At 34.0% G+C, this 16,539-nt stretch carries 16 protein-coding genes and 1 pseudogene; 13 read left to right on the forward strand and 4 right to left on the reverse strand.

All coding sequences use genetic code 11. The features are described from left to right. The first annotated feature begins 10 nt into the window (after nucleotides 1-10). The 3 genes from NSQ69_RS08890 (at nucleotide 11) to fumC (ending at nucleotide 3,984) form a co-directional block, all read left to right on the forward strand. Nucleotides 11-670 (forward strand): class I SAM-dependent methyltransferase, encoded by a 660-nt coding sequence (locus NSQ69_RS08890; protein ID WP_002168696.1) that lies wholly within the window; start codon nucleotides 11-13, stop codon nucleotides 668-670. A gap of 395 nt (nucleotides 671-1,065) precedes the next feature. Beyond that, nucleotides 1,066-2,469 carry a Na+/H+ antiporter NhaC gene (gene nhaC / locus NSQ69_RS08895; RefSeq protein ID WP_002126686.1) on the forward strand — a complete coding sequence of 468 codons (1,404 nt, stop codon included), beginning with the start codon at nucleotides 1,066-1,068 and terminating at the stop codon, nucleotides 2,467-2,469. A gap of 126 nt (nucleotides 2,470-2,595) precedes the next feature. Continuing rightward, nucleotides 2,596-3,984: a class II fumarate hydratase gene (gene fumC / locus NSQ69_RS08900; protein WP_002035171.1), complete on the forward strand. Its 1,389-nt coding sequence runs from the start codon at nucleotides 2,596-2,598 to the stop codon at nucleotides 3,982-3,984. A 190-nt stretch (nucleotides 3,985-4,174) separates the two neighbouring features. Here the strand turns inward: fumC and NSQ69_RS08905 are convergent. Both NSQ69_RS08905 and NSQ69_RS08910 read right to left on the reverse strand, forming a co-directional pair. Then, nucleotides 4,175-5,511: pseudogene (locus tag NSQ69_RS08905) on the reverse strand (FAD-binding protein). Between the two features lie 230 nt (nucleotides 5,512-5,741). Beyond that, nucleotides 5,742-6,164, reverse strand: coding sequence for a PH domain-containing protein (locus NSQ69_RS08910; protein ID WP_002126689.1), 423 nt, complete (start codon nucleotides 6,162-6,164; stop codon nucleotides 5,742-5,744). Nucleotides 6,165-6,296: 132 nt separating this feature from the next. Here NSQ69_RS08910 and NSQ69_RS08915 point away from each other — a divergent pair, with 132 nt between their 5' ends. The 3 genes from NSQ69_RS08915 to NSQ69_RS08925 all read left to right on the forward strand — a co-directional run bounded on the left by NSQ69_RS08915 (nucleotide 6,297) and on the right by NSQ69_RS08925 (nucleotide 9,231). Continuing rightward, nucleotides 6,297-6,485, forward strand: coding sequence for a hypothetical protein (locus tag NSQ69_RS08915; protein ID WP_012260704.1), 189 nt, complete (start codon nucleotides 6,297-6,299; stop codon nucleotides 6,483-6,485). Between the two features lie 343 nt (nucleotides 6,486-6,828). Beyond that, nucleotides 6,829-7,593 (forward strand): DUF2087 domain-containing protein, encoded by a 765-nt coding sequence (locus NSQ69_RS08920; protein WP_002126691.1) that lies wholly within the window; start codon nucleotides 6,829-6,831, stop codon nucleotides 7,591-7,593. Between the two features lie 228 nt (nucleotides 7,594-7,821). Continuing rightward, nucleotides 7,822-9,231, forward strand: coding sequence for an MATE family efflux transporter (locus NSQ69_RS08925; protein WP_002086395.1), 1,410 nt, complete (start codon nucleotides 7,822-7,824; stop codon nucleotides 9,229-9,231). 53 nt (nucleotides 9,232-9,284) lie between these two features. Here NSQ69_RS08925 and NSQ69_RS08930 read toward each other — a convergent pair whose 3' ends face one another. After that, the gene (locus NSQ69_RS08930) at nucleotides 9,285-9,983 is read right to left on the reverse strand and encodes a peptidase E (protein ID WP_341099172.1); all 699 of its coding nucleotides are present in this window, start codon (nucleotides 9,981-9,983) and stop codon (nucleotides 9,285-9,287) included. A 541-nt stretch (nucleotides 9,984-10,524) separates the two neighbouring features. Between NSQ69_RS08930 and NSQ69_RS08935 the strand changes: the two genes are divergently transcribed. The 6 genes from NSQ69_RS08935 (at nucleotide 10,525) to NSQ69_RS08960 (ending at nucleotide 14,318) form a co-directional block, all read left to right on the forward strand. Further along, nucleotides 10,525-10,923 carry a DUF3942 family protein gene (locus NSQ69_RS08935; RefSeq protein WP_341099174.1) on the forward strand — a complete coding sequence of 133 codons (399 nt, stop codon included), beginning with the start codon at nucleotides 10,525-10,527 and terminating at the stop codon, nucleotides 10,921-10,923. A gap of 125 nt (nucleotides 10,924-11,048) precedes the next feature. Next, the gene (locus NSQ69_RS08940; protein WP_341099175.1) at nucleotides 11,049-11,465 is read left to right on the forward strand and encodes a BlaI/MecI/CopY family transcriptional regulator; all 417 of its coding nucleotides are present in this window, start codon (nucleotides 11,049-11,051) and stop codon (nucleotides 11,463-11,465) included. Between the two features lies 1 nt (nucleotide 11,466). Next, nucleotides 11,467-12,279: a M56 family metallopeptidase gene (locus tag NSQ69_RS08945; RefSeq protein ID WP_002126694.1), complete on the forward strand. Its 813-nt coding sequence runs from the start codon at nucleotides 11,467-11,469 to the stop codon at nucleotides 12,277-12,279. A 54-nt stretch (nucleotides 12,280-12,333) separates the two neighbouring features. Next, nucleotides 12,334-13,047 (forward strand): cytochrome c-type biogenesis protein CcdA, encoded by a 714-nt coding sequence (gene ccdA, locus NSQ69_RS08950; protein ID WP_002031088.1) that lies wholly within the window; start codon nucleotides 12,334-12,336, stop codon nucleotides 13,045-13,047. 18 nt (nucleotides 13,048-13,065) lie between these two features. Continuing rightward, on the forward strand, nucleotides 13,066-13,620 hold the full coding sequence (locus tag NSQ69_RS08955) for a TlpA family protein disulfide reductase (RefSeq protein ID WP_002031090.1): 555 nt from the start codon (nucleotides 13,066-13,068) through the stop codon (nucleotides 13,618-13,620). 17 nt (nucleotides 13,621-13,637) lie between these two features. Beyond that, on the forward strand, nucleotides 13,638-14,318 hold the full coding sequence (locus NSQ69_RS08960) for a prolipoprotein diacylglyceryl transferase family protein (protein ID WP_003188684.1): 681 nt from the start codon (nucleotides 13,638-13,640) through the stop codon (nucleotides 14,316-14,318). Between the two features lie 56 nt (nucleotides 14,319-14,374). Here the strand turns inward: NSQ69_RS08960 and NSQ69_RS08965 are convergent, their stop codons facing one another. Beyond that, nucleotides 14,375-14,920, reverse strand: a complete 546-nt coding sequence (locus NSQ69_RS08965) for a helix-turn-helix domain-containing protein (protein WP_002012259.1) — start codon at nucleotides 14,918-14,920, stop codon at nucleotides 14,375-14,377. 149 nt (nucleotides 14,921-15,069) lie between these two features. Between NSQ69_RS08965 and NSQ69_RS08970 the strand changes: the two genes are divergently transcribed. Beyond that, on the forward strand, nucleotides 15,070-16,407 hold the full coding sequence (locus NSQ69_RS08970) for a D-serine ammonia-lyase (protein WP_033730418.1): 1,338 nt from the start codon (nucleotides 15,070-15,072) through the stop codon (nucleotides 16,405-16,407). Nucleotides 16,408-16,539: the final 132 nt, after the last annotated feature.

Below are 16,539 nucleotides of genomic sequence, written 5' to 3' on the forward strand. Positions count from 1 at the left end.
GAGATACGCGATGAACTGGGTTACTCATAAACCATCGTTTGAATTTGAAAAATTTAGTCCTATTATTCGGTCACAATCTGCGTGGAGTGGGCATTTAGATTTCGCATATGATTTAGTAAGATTTGAAGAACCAGCAACTTTAGTTGAGTTAGGTACGCATTTAGGTGCTTCCTTTTTTAGTTTTTGCCAGGGGGTAAAAGATGGTGGGTTAGCCACAAAATGTTTTGCTGTAGATACTTGGGCTGGAGATGGGCATACAGGTCCATATGGAGAAGGGGTTTTTCAAATAGTAGAAAAAGTGGTGAGGGATAACTACCTGAATATAGGGAATTTAATTCGGTCTACTTTTGATGATGCTCTGGATGAGTTTCAAGATGAAACGATAAATCTTTTGCATATTGATGGCTATCATACGTATGAAGCTGTTTCTCATGATTATAAAACATGGTTACCTAAAGTTGCTAAAAACGGTATTGTATTATTTCATGATATTGAAGTTAAAAACGGTGATTTCGGTGTGTATAAGTTTTGGGATGAGGTCAAGGTGAAATACCCTCATTTTCAGTTTGGGCATTCATATGGACTCGGAGTTTTATTTCCGAAAGGTTGTAGCGATAAGTTTTCGGAAATACTTAAAAATAAAGAAGAGATACAAAATATGTATAAATAAAAGAGGGGCATGCATCGATTAAATGATGTGTGCTCTTTTTTTATGTGGAAATATATTATTACATATGAGGTGAAAGCGGTAGTAAAAAGTTTTGTTGAGGCAAATATTAAAAAGGTTATTATGGGTTAATAATTAGTGGGGATGGATAAAACCCTCATTGATTAAAGTTTTATTTCATTAGGTGTTTTTATCTAAATAAATAAAAATACAACATTTTTTATATTTTTCATTGCGAAAAGCGCAATCTACTTTTACAATAGAAAGGGTTGTGAATATATTATACTGAAAAAATAAATCGAAATAATATGAAAATTTTGTTTTGTCTTCGCTAATTGTATACTACATACACGTAAGACTACATACATCATGTTATCGACTTGTAAGGAGAGAAAAAAATGAAAAGTGTAAGATTACCATCGATGCTAGAAATTATTATTCTTTTATGCCTATTTCTTGCTGTCGTCTTTTCCTTCCAAACGATTTTTGATCTCCCAATTCAATTAGCGCTATTTATTTCATGGTTTTTAGTTATTGCGCTTGGATTAAGATTAGGATTTCGTTATCAAGAATTGCAAGATGCAATTACGAAAGGGATTTCTAATGGATTAGAAGCAATTCTTATTTTAGTTGCAGTTGGGGCTTTAATTGGAACGTGGATTGCTGGTGGGGTTGTACCTACATTAATTTATTATGGATTAGAATTCATTCACCCTAGCATATTCTTATTGGCAACTTTAATTATTTGTTCAATCACTTCTATCGCGACAGGAACATCATGGGGAACAGTTGGAACTGCAGGTATTGCTATGATGGCGATAGGTGAAGGGCTTGGATTACCACTTCCGCTTGTTGCGGGTGCAGTCCTTTCAGGAGCTTATTTCGGAGACAAATTATCACCACTTTCTGATAGCACAGTTCTTGCAGCTTCTATGGCGAAAGTAGATGTTATCGCTCACGTTCGAGCTATGCTCGTATTAGACGTTCCAGCTTATATTATTACCAGCATTATGTTTACTGTTGCTGGATGGATGTATGGCGGGGATAATGTAGATTTAAATAGAGTTGAGTTTTTAAAAGAATCTTTATTAAAGCACTTTGATATTAAAATATGGATGCTTGTTCCAGCGGTAATTGTTATTGTGCTATTGGCGATGAAGAAACCATCTATGCCAACAATTGCTATGGGAGCTTTAATTGGTGCAATTTGGGCAACACTTTTCCAAGGAATGAACTTTGGAGAGGCAATTGGAACAGCATATAACGGATTCTCAATTCAATCTGGTGTCGAGTTTGTCGATAAGTTATTAAACCGTGGTGGAATTAATGGTATGCTTGGTTCAGTAGCTGTTATTATTTTCGGATTAGGTTTTGGTGGATTACTTGAAAAGTTAGGTGTTCTAAAGGTAATCGTATCGAAATTTGAGAAGAAATTAAATTCTGCAGGTAATGTAACATTGTCTACATTAATCGTTGCATTTTTAGCTAACATATTCGGTTGTGCGATGTACGTATCACTTATTTTAACACCAAAAATTATGGAAGATAGCTATGATAAATTAAAAATAGATCGCCGCGTATTAGCACGTAACTCAGAAGTAGGTGGAACTTTGACTTCTGGTATGGTTCCATGGTCTGATAATGGTATTTTTATGGCTGGTATTTTAGGTGTATCAACATTATCATACGTTCCATTTATGTGGCTAAGCTTCGTATCACTCATTTTAGCAGTTATTTATGGATATACAGGCAAGTTCATTTGGTATGTAGATGATGCGGATAAAGGAAAGCAAGCATCATAAAAAAATTACCTTCTGCGGTGGCGGAAGGTAATTTTTTTTATATGTATTAATGAGAATTCTTATCATTTGATAGAAAGTCTGTTAAAATAAAAGATGTAGGTATTTTATTTTCAAGGGGATGAAAAAATGGAGTACAGAATTGAAAGAGATACATTAGGAGAAATGAAAGTTCCAGCTGATAAATTATGGGCAGCACAAACGCAGCGTAGTAAGGAAAATTTTCCGATTGGAACAGAGCATATGCCGCTTGAAATTGTAAAAGCATTTGCGATTTTAAAGAAGAGTGCAGCGCTTAGTAATCAAAAATTAGGAAAGCTATCAGAAGAGAAGACGCAAGCAATTGTGGAAGCTGCTGATGAAGTTATCGCAGAAAAATGGAATGAACATTTTCCACTTGTCGTATGGCAAACGGGTAGTGGTACACAATCGAATATGAATGTAAATGAAGTAATTGCAAACCGCGGTAATCAAATTTTGAAAGAAAAGGGATCTGACGTACATATTCATCCGAATGATGACGTGAACATGTCTCAAAGTTCAAATGATACGTTCCCAACAGCACTTCATGTAGCGTGTGTAATTGCGGTAGAAAACCATGTATTGCCAGCTATTACGAAATTAAAAGAAACATTAGCAGAAAAAGTAACTGCATTTGAACATATTATTAAAATCGGTCGTACGCATTTACAAGATGCAACACCTTTAACGTTAGGACAAGAAATTAGCGGATGGCACCGTATGCTTGAAAAAACAGAGCGTATGATTGCAGATAGCAATACATATATGAAAGAATTAGCAATTGGTGGTACTGCGGTTGGAACTGGAATTAATGCGCACCCTAAATTTGGTGAGATGGTAGCAGAAGAAATTAGTCTGTTTACAGGTAAACAATTTGTTTCTGCACCAAATAAATTCCATGCGTTAACGAGCCATGATGAAGTTGTATTTGCACATGGAGCATTAAAAGCATTAGCTGCTGATTTAATGAAGATAGCTAACGATGTGCGCTGGCTTGCAAGTGGTCCACGAAGTGGTCTTGGGGAAATTATTATCCCTGCAAATGAACCAGGAAGCTCTATTATGCCAGGTAAAGTAAATCCAACGCAAAGTGAAGCATTAACAATGGTTGTAGCACAAGTTATGGGGAATGACACAACAATCGGATTTGCTGCGAGCCAAGGTAATTTTGAGCTAAACGTATTCAAACCAGTTATTGCTTACAACTTCCTGCAATCTGCTCACTTATTAGCTGATGCAACCGTTTCGTTTAATGATAAATGTGCAGTTGGTATTGAAGCAGATGAAGAAGTAATTAATGAAAATGTAAATCGTTCATTAATGCTTGTAACAGCGCTAAACCCACATATCGGGTATGAAAATGCCGCGAAAATTGCAAAGCATGCCCATAAAGAAGGGTTAACTTTAAAAGAAGCAGCATTGCAATCTGGACTACTAACAGAAGAGCAATTTGATGAGATTGTAGATCCGAAAAAAATGATTGCTCCGAAAGAATAATAGAAGAGGCCAAGATTCTTAATTTAGAATCTTGGCTTTTTTATCCCGCTATTTGCCGGGCAGTAAAACTCCTACCTCAAAATTCGGCTGAAGCAAAGAAGTTAGGTGGGAGCCCTGCTGCCCATAAACGCCCGATTGGTGAAGGCTAATAATCAGTGGGGGATGAACAAAACCTCCACTTTATCGCATATTAATTTTTAATTCCTTGCGGAAAAGTAAATACACATAAAGGGTCATATTTTTTACTGATTTTTCTTAATTTGTTCGCATGTGTCCCGTAATAAGCGTTCATATAATCTTTCAAATCGCTGTATGGGAAATTGATGAATGAGCCTTCTGTTATAGATTCTATATAGTCAAATCGGCTTTCTAACCATTGGGAATTATCCTTTTTAACAATCGGATCTTCCCATATAGTTTGGATTCCTAGAATATAATGTGCATCGCGGTAATAAAAAGCGCTCGCATCTTTACCTACATCTTGAATTTTTCCTCCAAGGGGGTAGAGACTTATAGCTGCAAAAATACTACCGGAAGCTCTATCTTCAATAAGACTAATAATTTTTTCGATTTCTTCCTCGTTATATTGTTTATGAACGAACCGGCCTATAGATTTAAATTGTTCAGACGAGGGATATGAAGATTCTACAATGGCCATTGCTTCAAGAAAACTGATATATTGTAAATTCATCTTCACCCCGTTTATATTGAGTAAATCTTGTAGAATGAACGCTGCATCTTCTGGGGTACCGTAATATAAACCTCGTCCATATATTGCAAGTCCTTCCACAGCAGAGTTGTATATGCTCGCACCGATTGTCATCTTACTATTTAAATTTACTAGCCAGCTTTGCCATGTGTGAAGAAATTCCTTTTGGATGTCTACTGAAGCGTTAGGCCAATATAGTTCAACGAAAGTAACTTTATCAACTATTGGAGGGAGCTTAAAAGTTAGCGAAACAACGATGCCAAAATTTCCGCCACCTGCCCCGCGACAAGCCCAAAATAAGTCTTTATGGCAAGTTTCATTAGCTGTAATTACTTTACCTTTATAGTCAATTAATTCTAACTCTATTAAATTGTCACAACCAAGGCCGAAATACCTACTAGAATAGCCCCAACCGCCACCTAAAGTGTATCCACTTACTCCAACAGTTGGACAAGTGGATAACCTTTTGAAGAGATAAAGTCATAGATTTGTTTATTTTGAGCACCACCTTGAATGACTAATGTATTTTTATGTTCATTAAGCTGCATACAGTTCATTTTACTTATATCAATTACGAGGACATTGTTTCCGACAGAATATCCTTCGTAATGGTGTCCACCAGAACGAATGCGAATAGCAATTTCATTTTTTCTCGCCCAAATAATCGCATTACTAACATCCCATTTCGTAAAACAATAAATGATAGCTAAAGGAAACTTTTGAATAGCCCGATTCCATTCTTGTCTAGCTTCTTCGTACTCACAATCATATCTTGTAATAATTTCACCTGTTAATCCTTCATAACTTAACTCATACATAATAAGCACCTTTCATTCATTTTGTGTAGTAGTTTGTTTTTCTAGAAATAGTGTATGTTCGTATCGTTTGTTTGTGATGAAGGCGTAGTATCTTTATGTAATAAAAAATAGACTAACTATTGGGGAGTTAGCCTGAGGGGAGAATAAATATGTAAACGGCGGTTTTACTTGGGGAGGATATTCAATTCTTATATAGTTATCCTAATAGCATTGAACTGTCTCAAACAAAATTATTCATTTGAGGTGCTATTGATTATTTTCACATTTGGCCAGTTTTCTTTTAAGAGTGAAATGAATTTCTCCTCTTCTTGTGGTACGAAAGATGTTACTGAGTCGAATAAATTATAATGAACTTCTATTTGTTGTCTTGTCCAATTTTCTGAACGAAGCTTTTTACCAGAGTATTTAATGTGGCGTATATTTTCAAATGGAATTTCAGTACGGAGTATGAAACCATGTTTAACAATAAGGGCAGATTCCGTTATTTTGTAATGAGAAAAATAGAAAGAAGAGAGATTCACGATATTTAAGAGCATCATGAGAGTGAAAAAAATAGAATTCTCATTTTGAAAGAATAGAGAAATGAAAAAAACGACTAAAAACAATGAGATTAAAATGATATGAAATGGATTTTTTTTCGCTTTAAATTTCAAGTAAATCACCTCGGTATACCAGTCATTAAAATAATTAAATCACAATATTGTAATGAAACGTAAAAATATGCAACATTACATATTCTTACGTTTCATTATTCGTGTAAACTTTTTTTGATGGGGTAAATTTGAATGGAGTTTTCAAAAGTGGAGTTGCATAAAATGATTTGCAGAAAAAGTATTAAAGTAATAGTCATAATTAGTTGTATGATGATTAGTGGTTGTTCAAATAGATTCGTTGAGGATGGAAATCGAAAACATGTATTTGTAAAAGCAAGTAAAGTTTTAGTAGAGGTTGTTTATAAAATATATAAAAGGTAAAAGGTGTTTTCGTATATGGAAACACCTTTTTTGTAGTTAAAATTGAATGCTGAAGTTTTGGAATGTGTGAATGCCGGTTCCATGTTGAATTAGGTTTGTAGCACTTAAATATTGAACAGCATATTTCACATCTTAATAATAAGTGGTTTCTAAAAACACATTCGCTGTTTGTTGGGATAAGTCCTTTTTATAACGTATAAATAGATATTTTTATAAAAGTTTGTAAAATAGGTAAACGAAATATTGAATTGTTTGCTTTTGGTATGGTAAGATGATGGAGTGGTAATAAACGGTATCGTAATTTGTTTATGGTTTTAATAAACCCTTTGGAGGAATGTTTAGTATGAGTGATATTTCAGAGAAGTTTTGGGATGCGTCGATAGAGGAATTGAAGAAAGGGTATGTATTTGACGAGGAAGCAGAGGAGTATGTTTGTTTAGCTTGTGGAGAAACGTTTATTAAAGGGGTTATTTATCAAGAAAATCAAGTTTTGTATGAAGCAGAGAAGTTTGTACAGTTGCATATTCAAAATGAGCATACATCTATGTTTGAATATTTATTAAATCTTGATAAAAAGTTTACAGGCTTAACTGATTTGCAAAAGAAAATGGTTCAGTTTTTCCATATGGGACTTAACGATAAAGAGATTGTAAAAGAAATGGATGGCGGGAGCACATCGACGATTCGCAATCATCGATTTACATTGCGCGAGAAAATGAAGCAAGCGAAAGTATTTTTAGCGTTAATGGAATTGTCAGAAGAAAAATCAAAAGTTCAAACTAAATTTGTACCGATTCATAGAACAGCTACGATGGTGGATGATAGATACAATATTACAGAGGAAGAAAATGCTGAAGTTTTAACAGTGCATTTTACAGAAGGTTTGGATGGACCGCTTTCTAAATTTCCGAAAAAGCAAAAGCGTAAATTGATTATATTACGTCATTTAGTGAAGAAATTCGATAGTAATAAAAAGTATACTGAAAAAGAAGTGAATACAGTTTTAGAAAATATATATCCGGATTTTGTAACTTTGAGAAGATATTTAATCGAATATGGTTTTTTAGATAGAACAGCTGATGGAAGCCAATATTGGGTGAAGTTATAAGAATGAAGAGAAGAAAATGAATAGATGCACATAATAAAAACAACTATACAAAGAGATAGAGGATTACAGATACGAAAAATATGTTAAAGTTCTATGATGAATTTGAAAATAGTGAGTGGAAGAGGCAATTACTTTGACGAGCAAACAGTATAGAAATGGTTGGAGTAATTACAACTATTTGAGCACGGATTTAACTGTGCAGATTTTAAATAAAAGGAGAAATGAAATTTGAAACCACCTACAGATAACAATAAAGAAGGTGTAGAGTCACAGAAGTCAGAAACAGAACATAAGCCGATATGGAAATCGATGTCCATGTTTTTAGTGCCGTTACTTTTAAGTAATGTATTACAATCAGTTGGACAGTTATTTGGAATGGTAGTAGTAGGAAGATGGCTTGGCGTAAATGATCTAGCAGCTATATCGGCATTTTTCCCGTTATTTTTCCTACTCGTTTCATTTGTAATTGGAATTGGTTCTGGTAGTTCAATTTTAATTGGTCAGGCATTTGGTGCTAAAAATGAGGAGCGCTTAAAAGCTATCGTTGGTACGACGCTTACGTTTACTTTTATTATCGGAGTCGTGTTGGCGATAATAGGTAGTATTTTTGCGATGGATATTATGCGTCTTATGGGAACGCCAGAAAATATTATTGAAATAAGTGTGCATTACGCAAGAATTTTATTTATATCTATGCCAGTGTTATTCTTATATTTTGCATATACAACATTTATGAGAGGTACAGGAGATTCAAAAACGCCATTTTACTTTTTAATCGTAAGTACAGCGCTAAATATGATTTTATTACCAATTCTTATTTTTGGCTGGTTAGGAGCTCCGAAATTAGATGTTTACGGAGCAGCCTATGCTTCAGTTATATCTACAGTTATTACGTTTATTGTCATGCTAGTGTATTTAAAGAAGAAAAATCATCCACTACAATTAGACGGGACAGTAAGAAAATATCTTCGTATGGACTGGGAGTTATTAAAATTATTGTTACGCCTCGGTATTCCAGCGAGTATTAATATGATATTAGTTTCATTATCAGAGATCGCGGTAATCGCATTTGTAAATCGGTACGGTTCAGATGCAACAGCGGCGTATGGTGTTGTGAACCAAGTTGCAAGTTATGTACAAATGCCAGCGGTTAGCCTCGGCATTACCGTATCAATTTTTGCAGCGCAATCAATTGGTGCGAACCAATTTGATCGATTACAGAAAGTTGTTAAGGCCGGAATTATTATGAATTATATCATTGGTGGTGTATTAATATCTCTTATTTACTTGTTCTCAAGAGATATTTTAGCACTATTTTTAACAAGTCAAAATACAATTGACATTGCTCATAGTCTAATCATGATTACATTATGGAGCTACTTAATTTTCGGTCATGCACAAATTATTAGTGCGACAATGCGAGCAAGTGGTACTGTACTATGGCCAACTGTAATCAGTGTTGTATCAATTTGGCTTGTTGAAGTACCTGTGGCGTATTATCTTTCTTACCATACGAGCCTTGGAATAGAAGGGATATGGATTGGGTATCCAGCTGCATTCATCGTCAGCTTAATATTACAGTATGCATATTATAAGCTTTCATGGCAGAAGAAACGAATTACACGATTAGTGAGTTAAAAGATGAAAATGTCCCTAAGTCATTATACTTAGGGACATTTTTTTATGAATGCTTATAAATAACTTTTTAAAGTTATGTCAAAATGTTGTCTAATGAGTTCTCCATTATTCATATAAAACTCCCAAGCTGTATCTGGCTCACCGATAATTTCAAATGAACCTTCTGTAATATATAAAGCGCAATTATCTTCTAATGCAATACCTTCTATATTACCTTGGTGAGTTTGTAAAAACGTATGGAAGGCATTCATTCTATTTAATTGATTGTAATGGGGACAAAATCTTTTGTTAACAATACCCCAGCCACTACTTTCTATATAACCGGAACCTTCATAATCTGAACGAATGCTAGATGTGAACCAGCACATAGCACCGGCACTATATCCTGCAATAAGTGTTCCACGTTTTAAAGCAAATAGTAACTTTTCATCTAGTTTATGTTCTTTCCATTCTTCAAGCATGTGAACGTAATTTCCACCGCCAAGGTAAATTAAATCGGCAGAATGAATCATCTCATCTATTTCATATTTAGTAGGTGTTTCGGTTGAAATGCGTAAAATTTGAACCTCACAATGTAATTGCTTTTCAAATGTTGCTAAAAATAACTTTATATATCCTTCATCATCACGACTAGCTGTAGGAATGAATAATACTTTTGGGTATTGTTTATTCGTTAATTCTATAAGTCGTTCATTAATATGCAAGTGATTTGGATCTTGTAAATCACCGCCACCAATGACAGCTAATTTCATAGTAAAGCACCACCTAATAATATTTGTTATGTAAAAATTCGATAGTGGGGAGTTACATTCCTTCTGTGATTTAATGAATAAGGGGAAATAAAGTGAACAATATATTGAAATAGCATAAGGAGTCGATAGCTGTGGATAGAAAGGAATTAGAAGCAGTTTAGCCCGCTATTTGCGGGCAGTAAACTCCCGTCTCAAAATTCGATTGGAGCAAAGCAGTTAGGCGGGAGCCCTGCTGCCCGTAAACGCCCGATTGGTGTGGGCTAATAATCAATGGGGGATGAACACCCCCCATTGATTAAAGTTTCAATTTATTGATATATAATACTGGAAAATATTGTTTCAAAATATGGGAACAATATGTTTAAATGAATATAACGACGTACTAATGAATGTTGAAAGAGTATTTATATTTAAAAAGTACAGGGAATACCAAAAGTTTTACAAAAGTGTTTTTTACTTTTTATAGGAACTTATTTTATAATATAGTTAAATTATATTAATATATTTATTAGCGTAGACTAAAAAGAGGGAGCGTGAAAGAGTGGATTTTCGATTTGAGTTCGCAGCGAAGGTGAAAGAATATTTAGATGATGAAAAAGATGAAAAAATAATAAAAGATGGACACAGAGATATAATTTATAAATATTTATATCCGTTAGAGAGTGAAATTGGAATTTTTAAAAACTCTAACTTTACTTTTTTTGCATCAGGAAGACGTTCACATATAGTATTAGAAAATATTGAATTTAAAACAGAAGTAAACGTAGAAAGTAATATAATTGAAATTACAAAAATAGTGGATAATGTGGTGATTCCATTAGATACTATCGTAGCTAAAGATCGGGAATTATTTGCACTTGGGCGTAATGAGAAATTTAGTGTGCAAATATTAGAATATTATCTCTATGATACATTTGGAGAGAAGTTAGGTTTACAATGAATCGAACGTGGTACAGATAACTAATTAGTGGAGATTAGGATTCATTTAAGTATCAGTTAATATCATTTATGTTTGACCTTCTATATATTTTATACTACAATCTGTAGTGTGAAAGGGGCCATACGATGTTTACTCAAAACTACAAGTTAAATGAGCAAGGGTTAAATCACTTTTTCGGACCGCTTGAAGCGAAAATAATGGAAATTGTTTGGGCTACTGAGGGTATTACCATTAAAGATGTGCAACAGAGATTAAGTGAAGAATCCCTGGTGAATTTTAATACTGTAATGACAGTTATGAACAGATTAGTAGAGAAAGCACATTTAGAAAAGCATATTGTGAAAAGAAGTGGTATGTATCGTACTACACAAACGAAGGAAGAATTTTTATCTAATCAAACGAAGAAAATGACACAGGAATTAATGGGTGAATTTGGAGATCTTGTTGTGAACCATATGATAGATGAGTTAGAACAAGCTGATCCATCTTTAATAAAAAAATTAGAAGAGAAATTAAGTCGGCTAAAAAAAGAGGACCGATAAAATGAAGTGGCAAATGCGTAAAATCGTTTTGTTAGCAGTGACTATTAGTGTGCTTTTTTTAAGCATGTTAGTATACTACGTTACATACCCATTTCTTTTTCAAAATAAAGCATTTTTCCTTTCTCAATTTTGTTTATTTGAATTACAAAAACATATGAGGGAACTATCAATACTTCGTATAATGATAGCCGGATTACTGTTATTTACTGTAATCATTATGAGTAAAAGAATTTGGAAGCAATTTTTTTATAGTAAAAGATTGAAAAGAAATCTCGTGTCTATTACTAGAAAAGGAAAGCAAGTGTACGTATTATCAACGTTACAGATTACGGCATTTACAATTGGATTATTTCGACCGAAAATTGTCATTTCAGAAGGAATGTTTCAGGCATTTTCTGAGGAAGAAATTGATGCGATTGTATTACATGAGGAATATCATCAAAAAAATCGAGATCCATTAAAGTTATTTTTCTTTACATTGTTAGCTGAGGGAATGATGTATATTCCTATATTAAAAGGGATGTTGCAGCGTTATCATGTATATCAAGAGCTATCAGCAGATAAATATGCGATGCAAAAAATGAAATCTTCATTTGAGCTAGGTAGTGCATTATTAAAGTTAATTAAAATAAAGACGATGGAAAATCAATGTATTACAGCGTCGTTTGCGAAAACCGCAATTAATTTACGAATTGAGCAAGTGTTGAATGAGAAAGTTGTTAAGCTGAATATACCATTACATACAAATTCAGTATATGTAACGTTAGGGCTATTTTGTATGTCGATTGTACTTATTGTCGGAGAGTGCATATAGCCTCTTTTTTTAATAATTAACACTACGCATTGTAGTGTGTTTAGGGGGAATAAAATGAATGCGGCGGATTTAACAATTTGGCTAGTAGTAGGGGCTGGTATACTTTCATTTATATCACCATGTTCTTTACCGCTATATCCATCTTATTTATCATATATTACAGGTGTGTCTATTCAAGATTTAAAAGAAAATCGTGGGATTATGCAAAAGTCAGCGATTATACATACAGTATTTTTTATGATCGGTTTCTCGGTTATATTTTATGCGTTAGGTTTATCGGTGAGTTGGATTGGGATTACTTTTTCATCTAATCAAAGATTGATTCAACAAATTGGTGGGGTTTTTATTGTTTTGATGGGGTTATTTATGACTGGATTGTTTCAGCCTAAGTGGCTTATGGCAGAGAAAAAAGTGCAGTATAGAAGTAAATCGACAGGATATATTCGCTCAGTTTTGGTCGGCATGACATATGCAGCAGGATGGACACCGTGTGTTGGTCCGATATTTTCTGCAGTGCTTATGCTCGGGGCGACCAATCCGGAAAGTGCGCTTCTTTATATTACGGCATATACTCTTGGCTTTGCAGTTCCGTTTTTCGTGATGGCATTTTTTATTGGAAAGGTAAAATGGATTGTTACTTATGCCAATGTCATGATGAAAATCGGCGGTGGAATGATGATTTTAACAGGGGTTTTATTATATACAAATCAAATGACGAAAATTACAGCGTTCTTTATTCGTCTATTCGGCGGATTTACGGGATTTTAGAAATGAGGAGGAAGAAAAGTGAAGAAACTAATTGCTATTATACTAGCTGGGGCACTAATTTGGGCCGGAGTTAACTTTTATAATACTAAGAAAGAAGAAAAAGAAAGAAAAGCGAAACAAGCGGAGTTACAAGAGAAGGAAGTATTACCACAAGTGGGATTTAAAGCGCCGAACATAACATTAAAAGGATTAGATGGGAAGCTTTATTCGTTAAATGATGCAAAGGGAAAACCATATGTTATTAATTTTTGGGCATCATGGTGTGGTCCATGTGAAATGGAGGCTCCTGATCTAGTTCGTTTGTATGATAAATATAAGGAGGATGTTGAAATCTTTGCGGTAAATGCAACAATCGGGGATCCAGTACAAGAAGCGAGCGCATTTGCAGATCGTCACGGATTTAAATTTCCTGTTCTATTAGATATGGACGGAGTAGCTGGAATAGATTATAAAGTATTTTCTTTACCAACGACATTTTTTGTTAATAAAGATGGAATTATTGTAGATCATGCACGAGGTGTATTACCTCCAGATCAATTAGAAGAGAAGTTTAAGAAAATAATTGAGAATTAAGAGGGGATTTCATAGTGATGGAGTGGATGGTGAGGTTACAACCCGTTTCTCTTATAATAGGAAGTTTATTTGGATTTACTCTAATGAAACTAAGGATGAAAAAGCAAAATATTCAATATGAAAAAATGATGGATGCAGTAACGAATGGCTTTCTTATCATTGTATTAGTATGGAAATTCGCACCGGCAATTTTAAATCCGGTATGGGCCATTGGGGCGCCAATGCCAGCATTATTAGCTGTAGGAAGTATTCAGCATATTATAGTAGGGTGCGTAATTGCGAGTATATATATTGTTTGGAAAAGTAAAAAAGAGCAATTTTCTCTTCGGATTTTACTTGATACATTACCTTTTGGATTTTGCGTGAGTATAATCTTTTATTTTATATTCCATCAAGAAGTAGGTGCACAAACGACACTGCCGTGGGGGATGAAAATATATGAATCAAAATTTTTGTATCATCCTATTTTCATGTATGAGATTATACTCGCACTCGGTATAATTGGCTCGTTATGGATTAAAAATGAAAGATTAGGAAATGGAAAGAATATAAGCTTTTTTCTAATTTGCGAGGGAATTGCTCATATCATTATTTCACTTATTAGTGAACAAAATTCGGTTTTAGTTGGTCTTTCAATACAGCAAATACTCAGTTTTTGTGTTATTAGTCTAGGGATTTTGTTCGTACCAAAAAAATAAAAGTAGCCATGCACGGAGAGCATCTATGCATGGCTATTTTTGTATCATCATATGAATTAAAAAATCGGCGGAGTAACAGAAAATAAAACAATCGCATTTTTCTCGAATTGATTTACCCATTTATGTTTTAAATAAGCTGGTATTTTTACGCTATCACCAGTTTCTAATGTGTATTCTTCTTCATTTAAGTGCAATGTGATTTTTCCGTCTAATACAAATGCTAATTCTTCACCTTTATGTTCTAGAACATTTTCTGATGAAGCAGTATTCGGTGGGATAGTCATAATTGCTGTTGCTAAATTTCCTGTGAAATCAGGTGATAACAATTCATATGATAAATTATCGATAATCATTTTTTTTCTTTTATGAGAACGTACAATTAAATCGTCTGTATTATTTTCTTCAAGTAAAAAACTAAATGTTGGAACATCAAGAGCTTTTGCAAGTACCTTTAATGTTTGAATAGAAGGGTTAGCAGAACCACGTTCAATTTGACTAAGCATTGATGGTGTGATTTCGGCCATTTTTGCTAATTCTTTACTAGTTAATCCTTTTTCTTTTCTTTGTTTTTCAATCTTTTTACCAATATCTATATTTTCCATAATAAATGCTCCTTAATAATTATTAAATTATATTTAAATAAATTAAATTGAAATTAACTAAAATGAATTATTTATGTTAAACTATATTAAAATTAATTTAATTATAATTTATTATATGGCTAGCTACAAGGATATGAGGAGGAAGAGGAATGAAGGAGATAGAGGCATTAAAAGAGCAATATCCACTAGTAAATAACTTAATCGCAACAGAAGAAGTATTTTGGATAAACCCGAATATGGAAAAGTATGAAACAGCAATAAAAAATTCGCCACTTAATGAAGAACATGTAAAAGACGCGGAAGAGAGATTAAAGCGTTTTGCACCATATATTGCGAAAGTATTTCCTGAAACGAAGGAAACAGGCGGTATTATAGAATCACCTTTAGTGAAAATACCTTCTATGAAACAATCTTTAGAGAAAAGTTATGGGCAACCTATTTTAGGGGGATTACTATTAAAATGTGATAGCGGGCTTCCGATATCAGGATCAATAAAAGCTAGAGGCGGAATATACGAAGTGCTGAAACATGCAGAGAAACTGGCACTTCAGCATGGAATGTTAACAGGGAAAGATGATTATTCAATTTTAGATAGTGATAGATTTAGAGGTTTTTTTGCGAAGTATTCAATTGCAGTAGGTTCTACTGGCAATTTAGGGCTTAGCATCGGTATTATGAGTGCGAAATTAGGTTTTAATGTGACTGTTCATATGTCGGCAGACGCAAAAGAATGGAAAAAAGATTTATTAAGAAGTAAAGGTGTAAACGTTATTGAATATGAAGCTGATTATAGTAAAGCAGTAGAAGAAGGAAGACTGCAAGCAGATGCAGATCCTAGCTGTTATTTTGTTGATGATGAAAACTCACATGATTTATTTTTAGGATACGCAGTAGCAGCATCACGTTTACAAAAACAATTAGAAGAGTTAGAAATTGTAGTAGATGAAGAGCACCCTTTATTCGTTTATCTTCCGTGCGGGGTAGGTGGCGGGCCTGGCGGAGTAGCATTTGGTTTAAAGTTATTGTACAAAGACAATGTGCACTGTTTCTTTGCGGAGCCTACGCACTCTCCATGTATGTTACTCGGTTTAATGACAGGGCTTCACGATAAAATTGCCGTTCAAGATATCGGGATTGACAATGTAACTGATGCGGATGGGCTTGCAGTAGGAAGACCATCTGGATTTGTCGGTAAAACGATGGAACCATTTTTGAGTGGAAATTATACAGTAAGTGATGAAGAGTTATATAGATTATTAAAAGAACTGGCTGATACTGAAAATATTTATTTAGAGCCTTCTGCATTAGCGGGTATGATAGGGCCGTTGAATGTATGTAAAGCTGAAAATGAGTATTTACAAAAACAACAGTTAACAGAGAAGGTGAAGAAAGGTACTCATATTGTGTGGGGAACTGGTGGGAGTATGGTTCCGGAAGACGTGATGAATGGGTATTATAAGAAAGGTTTGGAATTAACGTGTAAATAAAAATGAGGCTATTTACAGCCTCATTTTTTTCATGTACATAAAATTCTTTGTTATTTTCGCACTAGTTCTTTATAGTATAGATATAAAGGATTGCTAATATCGAATAAAAATAACAAAAAGCTTTATTTTACA

It is taken from the genome of Bacillus sp. FSL R10-2201, from assembly GCF_038008665.1.
GTDB classification, from domain to species: Bacteria; Bacillota; Bacilli; order Bacillales; family Bacillaceae_G; genus Bacillus_A; species Bacillus_A mycoides.